The sequence below is a fragment of the Nakamurella multipartita DSM 44233 genome (genome assembly GCF_000024365.1).
GTDB classification, from domain to species: domain Bacteria; phylum Actinomycetota; class Actinomycetes; order Mycobacteriales; family Nakamurellaceae; genus Nakamurella; species Nakamurella multipartita.
In genome coordinates this window covers 3,577,483-3,595,039 of the sequence record NC_013235.1, presented here as the reverse complement: position 1 = coordinate 3,595,039, position 17,557 = coordinate 3,577,483, and the positions used below count along the sequence as shown (strand labels likewise).

The window sequence follows — 17,557 nt, the reverse complement described above, 5'->3', positions numbered from 1 at the left end:
GATCCTGATCGGCACCCTGACCGGCCCCGGTCACGCCGCCCGGTTCACCCCATTCGGTCCAGCACCAGGCCGTGCAGCGCGTCCATCAGCGCGTCCTCGCGCTCGGTGTGCGCGGTGCAGGTGACCGCGGCGCCGCGTTGCCGATCGATGATCGCGAACTGGCCGTACCGGCCGTGCAGCTGGTAGCGCCCGCCCGGCCGCGGCCAGACGCCCAGCCCGTAGGTCCGCTCGTCCGGTTCACCGGACGGGCGGGCCGGGCCGGTCGAGCAGTCCACCACGTCGGTGCCCATCCGCCGGACGAACTCGGCCGGGATGAGCTGCCGCCCGTCGGTCCAGGTGCCCTCGCGGACCAGCAGCAGGGCGAACCGGCCCAGCTCCTCGGTCCGCAGGAGCAGGTCGCTTTCCGCGGTGGGGTAGCCCAGCGGGCAGCGCAGCCATTGCGGATTGTGCAGGCCCAGCGGGGTGAACAGCCGGGGCAGCAGGTAGTCCCGCACGGTCGCCCCGGTCGCCCGGGCCAACGCGCGGGCCGCCGCGTAGGGCCCGGAACCGGTGTAGTTGAACCGGGTCCCGGGTTCGGCGACCAGCGGTGCGGCGACGATCTCGGCCAGCAGGTCGGGCGCGTGGATCGGATGGTCGGCGAACCATTCGTGGCTGCTGCCACTGCTCATGGTGAGCAGCTGGTACAGGGTGATCCGCTCGACGCCGTCGGCGGCCACCGGGGCCAGCTCGGGAAAGTGGTCCAGCAGCCGGTCGTCCAGGCTCAGCCGGCCCTCCGCCTCGGCCAGGCCCAGGGCGACCGCGGTGAAGCCCTTGGACACCGAATAGAGGTTCACCCGGTCGTCGGACCGGAACCGGTGGGCGATCGGCGGCCCCCCGTCGCGCTGCGCCTGGACGCCGTAGACCCCCAGGTCCGCCTCGGTGTTCGCGCGGACGAAATCGGCCAGCAGGTCGGTGGTCACGGTCGGTCAGCCTAGGTGGTGCAGCGAGGCCGCAGGTGCGGGCGGTCGTTCAGCCCAGGGCCGGCAGGTAGATGGCCGCCTGGGCCCGCCAGCTCGGCCAGTCGTGCGGCCACTCGTGACCCCAGACGAACAGCTCGTGCGGGATCTGCTTGTCGGCCAGCACGTGCGCCAGCGCCCGCGTCGAATGATTCGCGCCGGTGGTGTCCTCCCACTGGCCGCTGCCGACGACCAGGGTGATCGCCAGCCGCGACCGCAGATAGTCCAGGTGACCGCCGTGGGTGCCCGGCAGGAACTGCAGCGGGCTGGTCAGGTAGGTGTCCTCGTCGGACTCACCCCAGGCCCGCCAGCTCCACGGGTCGTAGTTGCCGGACAGGGCCACCGCGCGGCCGAACACGTGCGGGTGCCGCAGGGCGAACAGCACCGCGTGGAAGGCGCCCATCGACGGCCCGGCGGTGGCCACGTCGTCCCGGCCGCCCATCCGGTCCCGGATGAACGGGAGCACCTGCCAGATGATCCAGTCCTCGTACCGGCGATGGTTGCGGGCCCGGTCACCCAGTGGCATCCAGGACGCCGACCACGAGTCGTGGTCGAAGGAGGACACGCAGAACACGGTGATCCGGCCCTCGTCCACGGCCGGGCGAACGGCGTCGAGCATGCCGTTGTTCTCGAAGTCCCAGGGCGCGCCCCCCTCGCTGGGAAACCAGAGCACCGGCCGCCCGAAGTGGCCGTGCACCGCGATCTCGGCGGACCCGCCGAGGGAGGGGGCGTCCAGCCGGTGATACTCGGTGCGGGTCATGGGCTCTGACCCTACTGGCTAGCGCAGGCCGCGCAGCAGCTCGTTCAGCGCCGGGTACCAGGCATCCCGCCAGCCGATCATCGTGTGCGCGTCGGGCACCAGCCGGAACGTGAGCGGGTACTGCTGGGCCCGCAGCGCGTCCGCCATCGCCTCGTTGTTGAAACGGTTCTCCTCGATCGCCCCGCAGGTGATCAGGGTCGGCACCGACCGCGGCGGTGCGTCAACGGACAGGTCCGGTCCGGCGGCCACCTGCCGGACGGCCGCGCAGATCCGGTCGAAGTGGCTGTAGCCGCTCTCCTGCGGGTCCAGTGTCGCGGTGAAGAACGAGCCCGACTGCAGGGCCAGGCCGGAGACCGACCCGGGATGGCGGCGCTGCAGGGTCAGCATGGCCAGCGCGCCCAGGCTGGCCCCCAGGCCGACGATCGGTCCGGTGAGCACCCGGGAGGTCAGCGCCGGCAGGACCACCTCGGCCATGTGCGCGCTGTAGTCGGGGTCCGCGGAGTACCACTGATCGCGCAGCCCGTGCGGCGGATCGAGCAGGGCCACGCGCAGCGGCCGGGTCCTGGCGTGCTCGGCCGCCCAGGACAGCAGGTGGCCGCGGTCGGCCATGTCGGACCCGTCGTGCACCAGCAGCAGCGGCGCCGCGGTGGCGGCGGGCAGGCCGGCCGGTGACCAGAGCTTGACCGGCACCGGCTGGGTCAGCCGGCCGTTCGGGGTGCGGATCTCGGTGACCGGCCCGTCGGCCGGGGTGAGCAGCCAGTTGGGCTCCCGGTACTCCGGGAACCGGATCTCGGACTTGTCGCCGAACGGGTTGGGCACCCGCCGCGGATTGTCGGGATCGGGGGTCCACACCGTGTCACCGTCGCGCCGGAGCGTCAGCTGGTACTCGATCCGCCATGCGGCGGGCCGGGACAGCTCCAGGGTCCAGCGACCGTCGGCCCAGCTGAATTCGCGGTTCTGCTCGCCGAGCATCCAGTCGACCTCGAGCCGGACTCCGTCGAGCAGGTGCTCGGGATCGCCGACCCGCAGCACCACCCCGTCCGGGCCGACCACGGGACCGGTGCGGGTCGGATCGGCCCCCGGATCGCTCGGGTCGGAGTCGTCCGGTCGCCGGTGCCTGGCTGACATCCGGTCACCGTACGTCATCGATCGGCTGCATCCGCGCGATCGGCCGGGCTTGCCGGCCGCCCCACCGGCGATGCGACGACGACGCCGCGGCGGCGTCTACATAAGGTGTGCGTCATGGATCGCCAGCAGCAGTTCGTCCTACGCACCCTGGAAGAGCGGGACATCCGCTTCGTCCGGCTCTGGTTCACCGACGTGCTCGGCTTCCTCAAGAACGTCGCGGTGGCCCCGGCCGAACTGGAAGGTGCCTTCAACGAGGGCATCGGGTTCGACGGCTCGGCCATCGAGGGCTTCTCCCGGGTCTTCGAGTCCGACATGGTGGCCCGGCCCGACCCCTCGACCTTCCAGGTGCTGCCCTGGGAGGCCGACGGTGGCCGGGTCTACTCGGCCCGGATGTTCTGCGACATCACCATGCCCGACGGGTCCCCGTCCTGGGCCGACCCCCGGCACGTGCTGCGCCGGGCGATGGGCGATGCCGCCTCGCTCGGCTTCACCTGTTACGTGCACCCGGAGATCGAGTTCTTCCTGCTCAAGGACCTGCCCAACGACGGTACCCCGCCCGAACCGGCCGACCAGGGCGGCTTTTTCGACCAGTCCTCGCACGACGCCGCGCCGCACTTCCGGCGGCGGGCCATCGAGACCCTGGAGGCGATGGGCATCTCGGTGGAGTTCAGCCACCACGAGGGCGCGCCCGGGCAGCAGGAGATCGACCTGCGCTACGCGGACGCGTTGACCATGGCCGACAACGTCATGTCGTTCCGGTACGTGGTCAAGGAGGTGGCGATCACCCAGGGGGTGCGCGCCTCGTTCATGCCCAAGCCGTACGTGGAGCACCCGGGCTCGGCGATGCACACGCATTTCTCGCTGTTCGACGGGGAGCGCAACGCCTTCCACGACCCGGACGACGAATACCAGCTGTCCGACACCGGCAAGGCGTTCCTGGCCGGGGTGGTCCGGCACGCCCGGGAGATCACCGCGGTGTCCTGCCAGTGGGTGAACTCCTACAAGCGGCTCGTCGTCGGCGACGAGGCGCCCACCACCGCCTCCTGGGGGACCTCGAACCGCTCGGCCCTGGTCCGGGTGCCGAACTACTCGCCGGGCAAGGCGTCCAGCCAGCGGCTGGAGTTCCGCCTGCCCGACTCGGCCTGCAACCCGTACCTGATGTACACGGTGGTCATCGCGGCCGGCCTCAAGGGCATCCGCGAGGGCTACGAGCTGCCGCCGCCCGCCGAGGACAACGTCTGGTCGCTCTCGGAGGTGGAGCGGCGGGCGATGGGGTACCAGAAGCTGCCCTCGTCGCTGGAGTCGGCACTGGCCGTGATGGAGGGCTCGGAGCTGGTCGCCGAGGCGCTCGGCGAGCACGTCTTCGACTTCTTCCTGCGCAACAAGCGCAGCGAGTGGGAGGCCTACCGCCGCCAGGTCACCCCGCAGGAGCTGCGCCGCTACCTCTCGCTCTGACCGCCGGGTCGCTCTGACCGCCGGGTCGCTCCGACCGGCCGGGCCGGCCCGCCTACAGTCGGGCATGCCCGAATTCGAGGTGTTCGCCGAAGCGGACCGGTTCCGGGTCGCCGTCGCGGAACTGGTCGACCGGGACCGGGTCGGCGCCACGATGCTGACCGCCGTCCTGGCCAACCAGCTCGACCGGCCCGGGCCGGCCGGGCCGCCGCTGCTGGTCGCGCTGCGCGATCTGGACGGGCTGTCGGTGGCCGCGCTGCGGATGCCCGGCTTCCCGCTGCTGACCGTCATCGACCCGCAGGTTCGGGACCGGCCGGCCACCCTGCACCAGTTCGCCGCCGCGCTGCACGAGACCGGCGCCCCGATCAAGGCCGTGCACGGCCGCCGGGAGGTGGCCCTGGAGCTGGCCCAGGCCTGGTCGCAGTGCACCGGGACGACCGCCACGCCGCACCTGTGGCTGCTGTACTACCGGCTGGCGGCCCTGATCGAGCCGGCGGCCGTGCCCGGGGCGGCGCGGCCGCTGGACCCGCAGGATCCCGAGCAGGTCGCCCTGGCCGCCCGATGGTTCGCCCGGTTCCAGGTCGAGACCGGGGTGAGCCGCGAACCGGTCGCGCCCGACCCGGAACTGGTCGCCCGGATGATCGACCGGGGCGATCGGTTCGTCCTGTGGTGGGCCGGCGAGGAGCCGGTCGCGGTAGCCGGGCATTCCCCGGTGCGGGCCGACGGGATCTGCCGGATCGCGCCGGTCTACACCCCGGCGCAGCGGCGTCGCGAACGGTTCGGCGCGGCGGTCACGGCCGCCGCGGTCCATTCCGCCTGGGCGCTGGGCGCCGACGAGGTGACGCTGTTCACCGACGAGAACTACCTGCCGGCCAACGAGCTCTACCGCTCGCTGGGGTTCCGGCCGATCGCCGGTTCGCCGAGATCGACCTCACGCCTGCACCTGCAGGGCATTGATCGCCAGCTCGCTCATCTGGTGGGCCAGCTCGTCGTCGGGCAGCGGCGACTCGAACGTGCCGACCGCGTTGAGCATGCCGAACGCGCCGTGCACCGCGGTCCGCACCCGTTCGACGTCCCAGTCGGGATGGGCGTGGCCCAGCAGGGTGCGCCACTTGCGCACCAGCAGCCGCTGCCGCTCGTCGAGCAGCGTCCGGTCGTCGGTGGGCAGGTGGTGCACCTCCCGCACGAACACGGCCATCAGCCGGCGGCGGCTGCACACGGCCTCGGCGTACTCGAGGATCAGCTCGCGCAGTTGGGCCGCGTCGGCGGCCGGGGTGCCGGCATCGGGCCGATCGTCCACCCGGTCGTCGGCCACGGCGTGGATGACCCGGTCGAAGACTGCCGTCAGCACGGAGGCCTTGGCGCCGAAGTGCCGGTAGATGGCCGGCCCGGTCACCCCGGCGGCCGCCCCGATGTCGTCCATGCCGACGGCCGCATAACCACGATCGGCGAACAGCTGGGCGGCGGCGCTCAGGATCGCCTCGCGCCGGGCCGCGCCGCGCGCCGAGGGGGCACTGGCCGAGGTGGGCGGGCGCACGGGGTCGTCGGCGGCCGACGTCGGGCCACCCACCGGCACGGTGCCGCCGCTGCGCCAGTACTCGCCGTTCGCCCGATCCAGCAGGCCGAAGTCGACCAAACCCCGGCGCAGGCTCACGTAGTCGTCGTAGACCGCCATCAACTCGCGGTTGACCTCGATCTCGCTGTAGCGCACTCCCGGGGTGAACCGCTGGGCGATCAGGTCGAACACGGCCAGCTGGCGGGACTGCTTGGCCGGCATCTGCTTGAGCCGGCCGTCGGCGTCGAAGTAGCGCCGCAGGACCAGCTCGCTGTTCTGCGCCGCGGCCTGTTGGAGATCGTCCACGAGGTGCCCGGCTCAGTCGATCTGCTGGCCGGTCTCGACCCGGGGGCGCGGCGCACGCCACCGGCGGATCAGGCACGCTCGGTTGAAGGCATAGAAACCCAGGGAGTAGCCCTTGGTGGACTGGCCGGAGCTGTCGCCCTGGGGGAACTTGGCCGCGACCTTCTTGCTGATCTGCCGGCCGAAGATGATCGAGTCGATCACGGCGGCGGCGATGGCCACCAGCAGCACCAGCGGCCCGTAGGCCTGGATGAGCTGCACCGGCACCAGCAGGATGACGAAGGACAGCACGGCGATCGGCAGCAGGATCCCGGCCACGTTGCGCCGGGCGTCGACCAGGTCGCGGACGTAGGCGCGGACCTTGCCCCGGTCGCGCGGCAGCAGGTAGCGCTCGTCGCCGGCCATCATCCGCTCGCGGTTGGTCCGGGCGGCGGCCCGGCGCTCGTCCTTGGACATCGACGAGCGCTGTTCCTTGGACCGCTTCATCGCCTCGCGCTGGGTCTTCGGCGGCGGTGCGACCGGACCCCGGGTGCGGCCCTCGGCCTCCCGGCGCTTCGGCGTGGGACGGCCCTTCTTGCCGTCGGCCGGTGGCTCGGGGGTGGGCTCGACGACAGGTTCCGCAGCGGGTTCGTCGGCGGGTTTGCGGCGCAGGAAACTCACCGGCCCAGCCTAGTCGGGTCGGACCCGCCGGACCCGCCATTGGCGACATCGAGCCAGCCGCGGGAATGAAAGGCGCCGCGAACGGGTTTTTGCTCACGTCCGGGGCGGGAACCTGTCTGATGCCCCGGCCCGCGTGGCATCATGGTCAGTGCGACAACACGCCGCACTGCAGGGTGACGGCCGGTTCGATCGGCCCGATCGCAGTCACTGGAGTTGTCCCCCCACGACCAGGGAGTAACAAAATGACCGTTGCTGACACCACCGCTGCCACCGGCGTGGCCAAGGCCCACGGTGTGACGCTGTCCGATGCGGCCGCGGCCAAGGCCAAGGAACTGCTCGACCGGGACGGCACCGCCGAGATGGTGCTGCGAATCGCCGTGCAGCCCGGCGGCTGCTCGGGCCTGCGCTACGAGCTGTTCTTCGACGATCGCGCGCTGGACGGCGACGCGCTGGTCGAGTTCGGCGGCATCGGGCTGGCCGTCGACCGGATGTCCAAGCCGTACCTGGACGGTGCGGTGATCGACTTCGTCGACACCATCGAGAAGCAGGGTTTCACGATCGACAACCCGAACGCGCAGAACTCCTGCGCCTGCGGCGACTCCTTCCACTGATCCCGACCGGCTCGTCCGGCCAACCCCCGGCCCCAGGCCGGGGGTTTTGTGCTGTCCGCGCCCGGACCTGCACCGTCGCCCGTCCCACCCGCTAGCTCGCCCTGGAGTGTTTGCCGTGCCGATCGCCGTCTGCGGATCCATCGCCACCGACCACCTGATGCATTTCCCGGGCCGGTTCTCCGAGTCGCTGCTGCCCGATCAGCTGCACCGGGTGTCGTTGTCGTTCCTGGTCGACGACCTGGTGGTGCGCCGCGGCGGGGTGGCGCCCAACATCTGCTTCGGGATGGCGGCCCTGGGGCTCAACCCGGTCCTGGTCGGCGCGGCCGGCGCCGACTTCGGCGACTACGACTCCTGGCTGACCCGGCACGGCGTGGACTGCTCCAAGGTCCACCGGTGCGAGGACGTGCAGACGGCCCGGTTCGTCTGCACCACCGACGAGGACATGAACCAGATCGCGTCCTTCTACGCGGGCGCGATGGCCCGCGCACGGGAGATCGAACTGGGTCCGATCGCCGCCGCCTACGGCGGGCTGGACCTGGTGGTGATCGCCGCGGACGACCCGGCGGCGATGGTCCGGCACTCCCAGGAGTGTCGCGAGCGGGGGTACCGGTTCGCCGCCGACCCGTCCCAGCAGCTGGCCCGGATGGAGGGCGACGACGTCGCCGAGCTGGTCCGCGGAGCCGATCTGCTGCTGACCAACGACTACGAGCTGGGCCTGCTCAAGTCCAAGACCGGCTGGTCGGACCGGGCCGTGCTGGACGTGGTGGGTCATCGGGTGACCACGCTGGGCTCGCAGGGCGTGGAGATCGTGGCCGCCGACGGCAGCCGGCTGGCCGTGCCGGCGTTGCCGGAGAAGTCCAAGGTCGACCCGACCGGGGTCGGCGATGCCTTCCGGGCCGGGTTCCTGGCCGGCCGGTCCCTGGCCCTGTCGTTCGAGCGGGCCGCCCAGCTCGGCTCGCTGATGGCCACCCTCACGCTGGAGACGGTCGGCACCCAGGAGTACCAGCTGGACACCGCGGTGGCCCGGGTCCGCCTGGCCGACGCCTACGGCGAGGACGCGGCCGCCGAGATCGCGGTCGCGCTCGCCTGGTAGCTAGAGCCGGACCGGGTACACCGGTTCCGGGATCTGCGGGGTGATCTGGCCGGTGACGAAGATCCCGTGCCAGATCTGAAAGACCAGGATCGTCCAGAGCCGGCGGGAATGGTCGGCCTCGCCGGCCCGGTGCGCGTCCAGCATGGCCAGCACCGCCGCCGGATCCAGATACTCGTCGGTGTGCGCCGAGGTGATGACCTCGCGGGCCCACTCGTAGGACCCCTCGGCCAGGTAGTGCCGGATCGGCACCGGGAAGCCGAGCTTGCGCCGGTGCAGCACGTGCGGCGGCACGACCAGTTCCATGGCCCGGCGCAGGGCGAGCTTGGTCGTGTTCTTGGTCACCTTCTGGTCGGCCGGCACCGTCCGCGCAACCTCGAAGACCTCCTTGTCCAGGAACGGCACCCGAAGCTCGAGCGAGTTGGCCATGGTCATCTTGTCGGCCTTGACCAGGATGTCCCCGCGCAGCCAGGTGAACAGGTCGACGTGCTGCATCCGGGCGATCGGGTCGACCTCCTTGGTCTGCGCGTAGATCGGGTCGGTGATGTCCCGGAACGAGCGGGCCGGGTCGTAGGTCCGCAGCAGACCCCCGGACAGGTGCTCCTCGCGGAAGATCCGGGCGTTGCCGTAATAGCGGTCCTCCAGCTCCAGCGAGCCGCGCCGCAGCATGTCCTGGCCCCGGAAGCCCTCCGGCATGGCCCGTCCGACCGCGGCCAGGCCCTTGCGCAGCCCGCCGGGCAGCCCGGTGATGCTCCGCAGGCTCATCGGCTCGCGGTAGATGTTGTAGCCGCCGAACAGCTCGTCGGCGCCCTCGCCGGAGAGCACCACCTTGACGTGCTTGCGGGCCTCGTTGGCCACGAAATAGAGGGGGACCAGGGCCGGGTCGGCGACCGGGTCGTCCAGGTACCAGACGATCAGCGGCAGCGTGCTGGTCAGCTCCTGCTCGGACACGGTCCGCACGATGTGCTCGACGCCGATCGCGGCGGCCGACTCGGCGGCCACGTCGACCTCGGAGAAGCCCTCCCGCTCGAAGCCGGTGGTGAAGGTCAGCAGGTCCGGGTTGTAGCGCTTGGCCAGTGCGGCGATCGCGGTCGAGTCGATGCCGCCGGACAGGAACGCGCCGACGGTCACGTCCGCGCGCATGTGCTTGGCCACCGAGTCGTCCATCACCTCGGCGATCCGCTGGTACAGCGCGCTGCGCTCGGCGTCGGAGATCGCCGGCCGGGATGCGAACACCGGGTGGAAGTAGCGCTTGGTGGCCATCGGCCGGCCCGGCCGGACGGTCAGATGGGTGCCGGACTCGATCTTGCGGATGGCGGGGTCCATGGTGGCGGGCTCGGGCACGTACTGCAGGACCAGGTAGTGCTGCAGGGCCGGGACGTTCACCCGGGCCGCCCCGGTGAGCTCGCGCAGCCCCTTGGCCTCGGAGGAGAAGGCGATGCCGTCGGGCAACTGGGCCACGAACAGCGGCTTGACGCCGAATGGGTCCCGGGCGCCGAAGAGCACCCGGTCCTGGGTGTCCCAGATCAGGAAGGCGAACATGCCGCGCAACCGGGCCACGGCCGCCTGGCCCCAATGGTGGTAAGCGGCCACGATGGCCTCGCCGTCGCCCTGGGTGGCGAACTGCGTGCCGAACTCGGCCGTCAGCTCGGCCCGCAGCTCCAGGTAGTTGTAGATCTCGCCGTTGAACACCAGCGCGTACCGCTCGGGCGCCTCGGGCGGCCCCCAGCGCAGCGGCTGGTGCGAATGCTCCAGGTCGATGATCGAGAGCCGGTTGAACCCGAAGACGACGTCGTCGTCATGCCAGGTGCCCTGCTCGTCGGGTCCGCGATGGCGGGCGCAGCGCATTCCCGCGTCCACCGCCGCGACCCGGGTCGCCGCATGGCCCGATCCGGAGACAAAACCCATCAGTCCGCACACCGGGCCAGTATCCCGTCCGCGTCATCAGGAGCGTGTGACCCGCCCCCCGCGCGCCCCCGGCCACCAGGAACTCGACATCCCGTAGAACTCGCGGGTCCCCGGCCGAGTGGATCGCGAGGCGGGACGGTAATCTCCCACGTGAACCACAGATGATCGAGAGGAAGGACGCACGTGACACGGTCCCGCGCGCGACGGCGGATCTTCCTCGCCGGCATGCTCGGCGTGCTTTCGGTGCTGGTCAGCGGCTGTTCGTTCGCCGATCTGCCGACCTGGGGCTGGCCCATGGGCGTGACCCCGCAGGCCACCCGCATGCGCGAGTTCTGGCAGGGCGCCACCATCGCGGCCCTGGCCATCGGCGTGGTCGTCTGGGGCTTGATGTTCTGGGCGTTCATCGTCTACCACAAGCGCAAGAACGGCCCGCTGTACCCGAAGCAGACCAAGGAGAACCTGCCCTTGGAGCTGGTGTACACCGCCGTCCCGTTCCTGATGGTGTTCGTCCTGTTCTACTTCACGGTGACCACCGAGAACGTCGCCCTGGAGAAGCAGCCGAACCCGGACGTCACGGTCGACGTGGTCGCCTTCAAGTGGAACTGGGACTTCGGCTACCCGGGCACGTCGCTGCCGGGCGGCGGTGGCGAGGTGCACACGGTCGGCACCAGCAACGAGATCCCGATCCTGGTGCTGCCGGTGAACAAGGTCATCCAGTACGACCTGCGCTCCAAGGACGTCATCCACTCGTTCTGGACCATCGACTTCCTGTTCAAGCGCGACGTGTTCCCGTATCCGGAGCAGAACCAGACGGACAACAAGTTCCAGAACACCATCGAGCAGACCGGTGCCTTCGTCGGCCGGTGCGCCGAGCTCTGCGGCACCTACCACGGCTCGATGAACTTCGAGGTCCGGGCGGTCCCGCAGGACGTCTACGACACCTACCTGGACTACCGGCAGACCGTGAACCCGCAGACCCGTGCGCCGTACACGGCGGCCGAGGCGCTGACCGCGACGGGGGAGAAGATCTCCTCCTGCGGTGAGCTGTGCGCACCGCTGGCTACCACCACGGCGCCGATGAACACCGACCGCACCGCCAAGGGTGCCAACGAGCCCGTCCCTGGGGGCAGCTGATGAATGCCGCTCATTCGACCAAGGCCGACAAGCCGGAGGCCGCCAAGGGCGGCATGCGGGTGGAGACCTGGTTGTTCATCGGGCTGACCGGCTTCTTCGCCCTGGCCGCCATCGTGTACGGCGTCCTGGCGCCGCACGAGGTGGTCGGCATCACGGCGCTGGTCCTGTCCACCGGGCTGACCCTGATCATCGGGACGTTCCTGCTGTTCGTCTCCCGGCGGCTCGAGGGTGCCCGCCCCGAGGACAACGACGACGCCGAGATCGCCGACGGCGCGGGGGACCTGGGCTTCTTCTCGCCCGGCTCCTACTACCCGTTCTTCCTGGCGTCGGTAATCGCCCTGTTCGCCGTGGCCGCCGCGTACCTGCTGGTCTGGCTGATGGTCATCGCCGCCGGCATGCTGCTCTGGGTCGTCTGCGGCCTGGTCTACGAGTACCACCGGCGGCCGGTCAGCCACTGACCGACGTCCGCTGTCCAGAGGCGCACCACCCCCGGGTGGTGCGCCTCTCGACGTTGGTGGACCCGCCGGCTACGGACCGGTGGCCTCCAGTGGCGGAGCGGGTGGGAGACCAAACCGTCGGGTGAGCGCCTGGATCATCTCCTGGAGGTCCTAGTGTCGGGACGCAGTCCCTGGGGCCGCACCAGGGTCAACGATGGCCGGCCGTCTGGGTCCCAGCCGCGCTCGCGCCAACTTGTGGTGAGTATCGCCGGGTCGGCCGAGCAGCGCAGTCCGTCGCTGAGCCCGAAGCCGTCCGGGGGTTCCTCGGTAATTCGGCTGGGCGCGCCTGGACGGACTCGCGGCGTCAGGGCTCCTGGTGATCGGCCGGCCCAAGGGCGATCAGGTCGGCGATGTCGGTACCCGCGCGCAGCAGGGCCTCGGACTGGCGGCCGATCGTCCGGAGGCGGTCGCTGAGCGCCGTGTGCAGGTCCCGGGTGTCGCCGACCTCCCGCAGGGATCGCATGACGGCCTGCACGGCCGGAATGCGGTGCCCACCGGCCCGCAGGACGGCCACGATCCGCGCGTCCCGGATCGCGGCGAGGGGGTACCAGCGCGACTGCAGCGGGCCGGTTCGCTCCGGGGTCAGCAGGCCTTGCTGTTCCCAGAAGCGCAGCGTCGACGTGCGCACGCCGAGCGCGGCGGCCAACTCCGAGATGCTCATCCCGTCGGCGTCGGCGTCGGGGGTGTCATGACGATCCTCGTCGACGATGCCGGTCAACGCATCCAGCGCGGCCAGGGCGTCCGCCCGGCCCCGAGCCAGCGCGACATGGAGGGCGACGATCCGGGCGATCGCCTCGTCGTAGGGCAGCGCCTGTACCTCGCGCAGGGTGATCCGGGCCGTCACGGGCCCGAGGGCGATCGCGAGGGCACGGTAGGCCCGCAGCGCGACGGCATGGGCCGGCCCGAAGCGGCGGTACCCGTTGGTGTGCCGCGCGGCCGGTGGAATGACGGCGAGGCCCTCCAGATCTCGCACCAGCCCGACCGAGTAGCCGGTGGCCGCGGCCAGAGCGGCAGTCGTGAATGCCGGCGGTGGGGGAGCGTCGGTCTCGGCCATCCAACCCTCCACTAGCACTTCAAGGTCAGACTTGAAGCATGACCCTGGACCAGCTGCTTGCCGAGATCCGAAGCTACGTCGGTATCCTGGAGCTCGCTCCCCGACCGGGCAGCGAGCACCCGGAGATCTCGTGGTCGGACCACTTCTTCTACTACGCGCCGGATGGCCTGGTTCCGCGGAATCGGCAGCCCTACGCGACGATCGTCACCAAGAACTACCCGGACGACGTCCAGTCGCGCCTGGACGATCCCGACCGGTGGCGCCTGAACATCCATGTGGGGCCACAGTGGTTCGCCGATCTCGTCGGCTATCCGCCGGAGGAGATCAATGCGTCCGCCGTGGACTTCGGCGCGGCCGACGTCTTCGTGCCCCACCCCGTCTACGGCGCCTACGGCTGGGTGGCGGTGGTCAACCCCGGCCCACGGACGTCCGCGCGCGTGGTGGCAGCCCTACGGCACGCACACCTCGCCGACCGGCAGCGGGTGGAGCGTCGGGCCGCGCGGCGCGCCGCGCTCCCCGGCGCCGACCCCGCCGACTGCTGAGGCCGGCCGCGAGTGAAGGGTGGGTGTCGCTGAGCGGCGCCGATCCTTCACTCGCGATGGTCCCCGGGCGCGCAGGCTGGGGGTCGCGACCGGAGGACAGCGGGACCGGGGACACTGGGCCGGGGGACGGGGGACAGGGGCCGGGAATGCACGAAGGCCCCGGCCGCAGGAGAGCGGACGGGGCCTTCGTGGGCTCGACGAGCGATCAGTGATCCGACCGCGCCTCGAGCTCGTCGCGCTTCATCTCTTCGATCGGCTCGTCGCCGTAGTGCAGCTCACCGGTGGTGTCGGCCGGTCGCAGGAAGCCCGGGACGGCGGCCCCGGCGGAACCGAGCTGGTTCATCCGCTTGGGTACTGGAGCGCCCTGGTAGGCCAGGGGGACCGGGTGGCCGTGATCGTCCACCGGGCCGAGCGGCTGGTGGATCTCGATGAACTCACCGCTGGGCAGCCGCCGGATGATGCCGGTCTCGATGCCGTGCTCCAGCACCGCCCGGTCCGAGTGCTGCAGGCCCAGGCACAGCTTGTAGGTGATCACGTAGGCGATGACCGGGCCGATGATCGAGAGCACCCGGCCGACCCAGGTCATCACGTTCAGCGAGATGTCCAGCTTGAAGGCGAACAGGTCGTTGGCGCCGTTGATCAGGTTGACCAGGTAGAAGGTGATGAACGCGACGCCCAGGGCGGTGCGCACCGGCACGTCCCGCGGGCGCTGCAGGATGTTGTGCATCGCGTCGTCCTTGGTGAACGCCTTCTCGATGAACGGGTAGGCGATCACCAGGATCATCAGGATCGTCGCCGCCAGGATCGACGGGAAGAACACCGCCGGGATCATGTAGTGCCCGAACAGGTTGCGCACTTCCCAGTTGGGCCAGATACGGACCATGCCGTCCAAGAAGCCCATGTAGAAGTCCGGCTGCACACCGGCCGAGACCTGCGCCGGGTTGTACGGGCCCAGATTCCAGATCGGGTTGATCTGGAACAGGCCGCCCATGATCGCGATGACGCCGAAGACGATGCCGAAGAACCCGCCGCCCTTGGCCGCGAACTTGGGCAGGATGCGGATGCCGACGACGTTGTTCTCGGTCGCCTTGGGGGCCGCGAAGTGGGTGTGCTTCTGGAACCAGACCAGGGCCACGTGGGCCGCGATCAGGGCCAGGATGATGCCCGGGATCAGCAGGATGTGCAGCGAGTAGAACCGCGGAATGATGATCTCGCCCGGGTAGTCGCCGCCGAAGACGGCCCAGTGCATCCAGGTCCCGATCACCGGGATGGACAGGATGAACGCGCTGACCGCCCGCAGGCCGGTGCCGGAGAGCAGGTCGTCCGGCAGCGAGTAGCCCAGGAAGCCCTCGGCCATGCCCAGGATGAGCAGCAGCACGCCGATGATCCAGTTCACCTCACGCGGCTTGCGGAACGCGCCGGTGAAGAAGACGCGCATCATGTGCAGCATCATCGAGAACAGGAAGATCAACGCCGCCCAGTGGTGGATCTGCCGGATCAGCAGACCGCCCCGGACCTCGAACGAGATGTCCAACGTGGAGGCGTAGGCCATCGACATCGGCACGCCCCGCAGCTTCTCGTACACGCCCTGGTAGACGGTCTCGGCCATGGACGGGTCGAAGAACAGCGTCAGGTACACACCGGACAGCAGCAGCACGATGAACGAGTACATCGCGGCTTCGCCCAGCATGAACGACCAGTGGCTGGGGAAGACCTTGTTCAGCTGCGTGCGCAGCGGCCGGGCACCGTGGTACCGGACGTCGACGTTGTCCAGCGCCTTCTGCACGTGCGACGTGCCGGCAGCAGCCTTGCGGGGGGTGGTCAGCCGGCTCATCCTGTGGCCTCCTTGGGCTCCGAATACCACGCCGGGAACTTGCCGTTCTCCCAGAATCCGGGCCCGACCGCTTCGACGAAGTCGCGCGCGGCGACGAAGTAACCCTCGTCATCGAGCTCGATCGGCAGCTGCGGCAGCGGCCGGGTCGCCGGTCCAAAGACCGGGAACATGCCCTCGTACAGGTTGAACTGGGACTGGTGGCACGGGCACAGGACCCGGCCGGTCTGCTGCTCGTAGAGCGACACCGGGCAGCCGACGTGCGTGCAGATCTTCGAGTAGGCGTAGTAGTCGCCGAACTGGAAGCCCTGCTGACCGTCGCGGATCCGGATCACCGTGTCCGAGCGGACCCGGAAGAGCATCACCGCGGCGTCGGAGGCCTTGGAGCCACCGGGCACGCCGGGGAACACCGTGGCCATCGAGCCCGCGGCGAGGTCCTCGGGGCGAACCGGGGTGCCGTCGATCTGGGTCAGCCGGATCTTGGTCCCGTCGGCCAGCGGGGCCCACGGGGTCACCCACAGCGGCGAGTCGGCCCGCTCGGCCCACGGGTTCTTGATCAACGCACCCAGGATCGGGATGGCCGCGACCAGGCCAAGGGCACCGCCGGCCAGGGCGAGCGAGCCCTTGATCATGCCCCGGCGCTTGAGGCCGGCCTTGTCGACCGTGTCCATGACCTGGGCGGCCAGCGACTGCCGGTCGAATTCGGTCGACATGCCGATGTGGCGCTGCTGGATGGCCACCTCGTGGGCGAAGATCTTGCGCGCCATCTGCACGACGCCGATGCCGAAGCACAGGATCGCGCCGCCCATGGTGGCGCCGATGATCGGGGTGTAGAGCGCGTAGGCCAGCTGGCCCTCTTCGTAGGCCGGGACGTACTCGTGCGGCCACCAGATGAAGGCCACCGCGAACAGCAGACCGAGCAGGCCGGCGAGCAGGAACCACATCGCCACGCTGCGCTCGTTGCGCTTGTCGGCCGGCGAGCCGTGGACCGCGACCGGGCCGTACTCCTCGAGTTCGACGTGGTCGGCGGCCATGCCCGCGGCCGCCTTCTCCTCCGGCGACATCCGGGCCAGTTCGGCCTCGCCGGGAACGGCGTGCTGATCGGTGCTCATGCGCGCGATCCCATCCACAAGGTGGCCGCCACGATGGCGCCCATACCGACCAGGAACGCGATCAGACCTTCAGGGGCCGGGCCGAAGCCGCCCAGCGGCAGCCCGCCCGGATCGATCGTCGCCTTGTTGTTCTGGATGAAGGAGACGATGGCCGCCTTCTCCTCCGGGGTCAGCTGGCCGTCACCGAACTTGGGCATGTTCTCCGGGCCGGAGAGCATGGCGCCCCAGATCTCCTCGTCGGTGGCCGGGTCCAGGTTGGGCGCGTACTTGCCCTGGGACAGGGCGCCGCCCTGGCCGGTGAAGTTGTGGCAGGACGCGCAGTTGAGCCGGAACAGCTCGCCACCCATGGCGATCTGGGCGTCGTCGCGCAGGCCCGACGCCGGGATCTCCGGACCGCCGCCATTGGCCTGGATGAAGGCGCCCAGGTCGTCGATCTCCTCGGGGCTGAAGAACGGCGCCTTGCGCGGCATCTGGGCCTGGTTCTCCGCGGCCGGCATACGGCCGGTGGCCACCTGGAAGTAGACGGCCGCCTGGCCGACCCCGACCAGCGAGGGGCCGCGGTCGAGCACGCCCTGCAGGTTCGCCCCGTGGCAGGTGATGCAGGAGGTCTGGTAGATCGACGCGCCCCGTTCGATCTGGGCGGCGTCGACGCTGGCGGCGGTGGCCACGTTCGCCTCGTTGGCCGACGCGGTGAACGCGGCGAAGGCGAAGCCCATCGCAGTCAGCCCCAGCAGCAGGGCCAGGGTGCCGGTGATCCGGCGCATCGACTTCGATCGGCGCCCCGTGAGGCGGCCGCGGCGGCTCGAGCCGCGTCGGAATCGACGGGGCTCGGCGGCCGGCGGTGTGTCGTTGACCGACATTCTGGTGGACACCTCGTGCTCGTTTTGGCGGCGGCTTGACGAGAGACAACTGCCGGTGCTGGCCG

General features: G+C 70.5%; 17 protein-coding genes and 1 pseudogene. 7 read left to right on the top strand and 11 right to left on the bottom strand.

The features are described from left to right. Positions 1-44: 44 nt before the first annotated feature. The 3 genes from NAMU_RS16140 to NAMU_RS27515 are packed head-to-tail and all read right to left on the bottom strand — an operon-like array spanning position 45 to position 2,883. On the bottom strand, positions 45-959 hold the full coding sequence (locus tag NAMU_RS16140; RefSeq protein ID WP_015748463.1) for a serine hydrolase domain-containing protein: 915 nt from the start codon (positions 957-959) through the stop codon (positions 45-47). A 49-nt stretch (positions 960-1,008) separates the two neighbouring features. Further along, entirely contained in the window at positions 1,009-1,755 is a 747-nt protein-coding gene (locus NAMU_RS16135) for an esterase family protein (RefSeq protein ID WP_015748462.1), read from the bottom strand. A gap of 18 nt (positions 1,756-1,773) precedes the next feature. Further along, positions 1,774-2,883 (bottom strand): alpha/beta hydrolase, encoded by a 1,110-nt coding sequence (locus tag NAMU_RS27515; RefSeq protein WP_138180268.1) that lies wholly within the window; start codon positions 2,881-2,883, stop codon positions 1,774-1,776. Positions 2,884-2,997: 114 nt separating this feature from the next. Here NAMU_RS27515 and NAMU_RS16125 point away from each other — a divergent pair, with 114 nt between their 5' ends. Beyond that, positions 2,998-4,338 carry a glutamine synthetase family protein gene (locus tag NAMU_RS16125; RefSeq protein ID WP_015748460.1) on the top strand — a complete coding sequence of 447 codons (1,341 nt, stop codon included), beginning with the start codon at positions 2,998-3,000 and terminating at the stop codon, positions 4,336-4,338. 52 nt (positions 4,339-4,390) lie between these two features. Here NAMU_RS16125 and NAMU_RS16120 read toward each other — a convergent pair whose 3' ends face one another. Beyond that, on the bottom strand, positions 4,391-5,041 hold the full coding sequence (locus tag NAMU_RS16120; protein WP_041369046.1) for a hypothetical protein: 651 nt from the start codon (positions 5,039-5,041) through the stop codon (positions 4,391-4,393). Between NAMU_RS16120 and NAMU_RS31850 the strand changes: the two are divergent. Further along, positions 4,973-5,176, top strand: a pseudogene (locus NAMU_RS31850) (GNAT family N-acetyltransferase); the annotation flags it as partial. The gene NAMU_RS16120 and the pseudogene NAMU_RS31850 overlap by 69 nt on opposite strands. A 90-nt stretch (positions 5,177-5,266) precedes the next feature. Here NAMU_RS31850 and NAMU_RS30525 read toward each other — a convergent pair. Then, a complete protein-coding gene (locus tag NAMU_RS30525; protein ID WP_015748458.1) occupies positions 5,267-6,196 on the bottom strand; it encodes a DUF2087 domain-containing protein in 930 nt (309 codons plus the stop codon). A 12-nt stretch (positions 6,197-6,208) separates the two neighbouring features. Further along, positions 6,209-6,853, bottom strand: coding sequence for a DUF3043 domain-containing protein (locus tag NAMU_RS16110; protein ID WP_015748457.1), 645 nt, complete (start codon positions 6,851-6,853; stop codon positions 6,209-6,211). Positions 6,854-7,095: 242 nt separating this feature from the next. Between NAMU_RS16110 and NAMU_RS16105 the strand changes: the two genes are divergently transcribed. Together NAMU_RS16105 and NAMU_RS16100 are read left to right on the top strand one after the other, a co-directional pair. Further along, on the top strand, positions 7,096-7,464 hold the full coding sequence (locus NAMU_RS16105; RefSeq protein ID WP_015748456.1) for a HesB/IscA family protein: 369 nt from the start codon (positions 7,096-7,098) through the stop codon (positions 7,462-7,464). Positions 7,465-7,621: 157 nt separating this feature from the next. Continuing rightward, positions 7,622-8,557, top strand: coding sequence for a carbohydrate kinase family protein (locus NAMU_RS16100; RefSeq protein WP_052308201.1), 936 nt, complete (start codon positions 7,622-7,624; stop codon positions 8,555-8,557). On the opposite strand, the gene asnB is transcribed toward NAMU_RS16100, so the two are convergent. Then, the gene (asnB, locus tag NAMU_RS16095) at positions 8,558-10,474 is read right to left on the bottom strand and encodes an asparagine synthase (glutamine-hydrolyzing) (RefSeq protein ID WP_041369044.1); all 1,917 of its coding nucleotides are present in this window, start codon (positions 10,472-10,474) and stop codon (positions 8,558-8,560) included. It lies immediately after the preceding gene. A 171-nt stretch (positions 10,475-10,645) separates the two neighbouring features. Between asnB and ctaC the strand changes: the two genes are divergently transcribed. Further along, positions 10,646-11,596 carry an aa3-type cytochrome oxidase subunit II gene (gene ctaC, locus NAMU_RS16090; protein WP_015748453.1) on the top strand — a complete coding sequence of 317 codons (951 nt, stop codon included), beginning with the start codon at positions 10,646-10,648 and terminating at the stop codon, positions 11,594-11,596. A 53-nt stretch (positions 11,597-11,649) separates the two neighbouring features. After that, entirely contained in the window at positions 11,650-12,054 is a 405-nt protein-coding gene (locus NAMU_RS16085) for a cytochrome c oxidase subunit 4 (RefSeq protein ID WP_015748452.1), read from the top strand. A gap of 343 nt (positions 12,055-12,397) precedes the next feature. Here NAMU_RS16085 and NAMU_RS31085 read toward each other — a convergent pair whose 3' ends face one another. Continuing rightward, entirely contained in the window at positions 12,398-13,147 is a 750-nt protein-coding gene (locus tag NAMU_RS31085; protein ID WP_015748451.1) for a MerR family transcriptional regulator, read from the bottom strand. A 38-nt stretch (positions 13,148-13,185) separates the two neighbouring features. Here NAMU_RS31085 and NAMU_RS16075 point away from each other — a divergent pair, with 38 nt between their 5' ends. Continuing rightward, positions 13,186-13,689 carry a DUF6194 family protein gene (locus NAMU_RS16075; protein ID WP_015748450.1) on the top strand — a complete coding sequence of 168 codons (504 nt, stop codon included), beginning with the start codon at positions 13,186-13,188 and terminating at the stop codon, positions 13,687-13,689. Positions 13,690-13,894: 205 nt separating this feature from the next. On the opposite strand, the gene qcrB is transcribed toward NAMU_RS16075, so the two are convergent. From qcrB to qcrC, 3 genes are read right to left on the bottom strand one after another with little or no spacing between them, the layout of a single operon-like run. Continuing rightward, a complete protein-coding gene (gene qcrB, locus NAMU_RS16070) occupies positions 13,895-15,523 on the bottom strand; it encodes a cytochrome bc1 complex cytochrome b subunit (protein ID WP_015748449.1) in 1,629 nt (542 codons plus the stop codon). After that, entirely contained in the window at positions 15,520-16,632 is a 1,113-nt protein-coding gene (qcrA, locus tag NAMU_RS16065; RefSeq protein WP_015748448.1) for a cytochrome bc1 complex Rieske iron-sulfur subunit, read from the bottom strand. Before qcrA ends, qcrB begins: the two co-directional genes overlap by 4 nt. Next, on the bottom strand, positions 16,629-17,396 hold the full coding sequence (gene qcrC / locus NAMU_RS16060) for a cytochrome bc1 complex diheme cytochrome c subunit (RefSeq protein ID WP_015748447.1): 768 nt from the start codon (positions 17,394-17,396) through the stop codon (positions 16,629-16,631). Before qcrC ends, qcrA begins: the two co-directional genes overlap by 4 nt. Positions 17,397-17,557 lie beyond the last annotated feature (161 nt).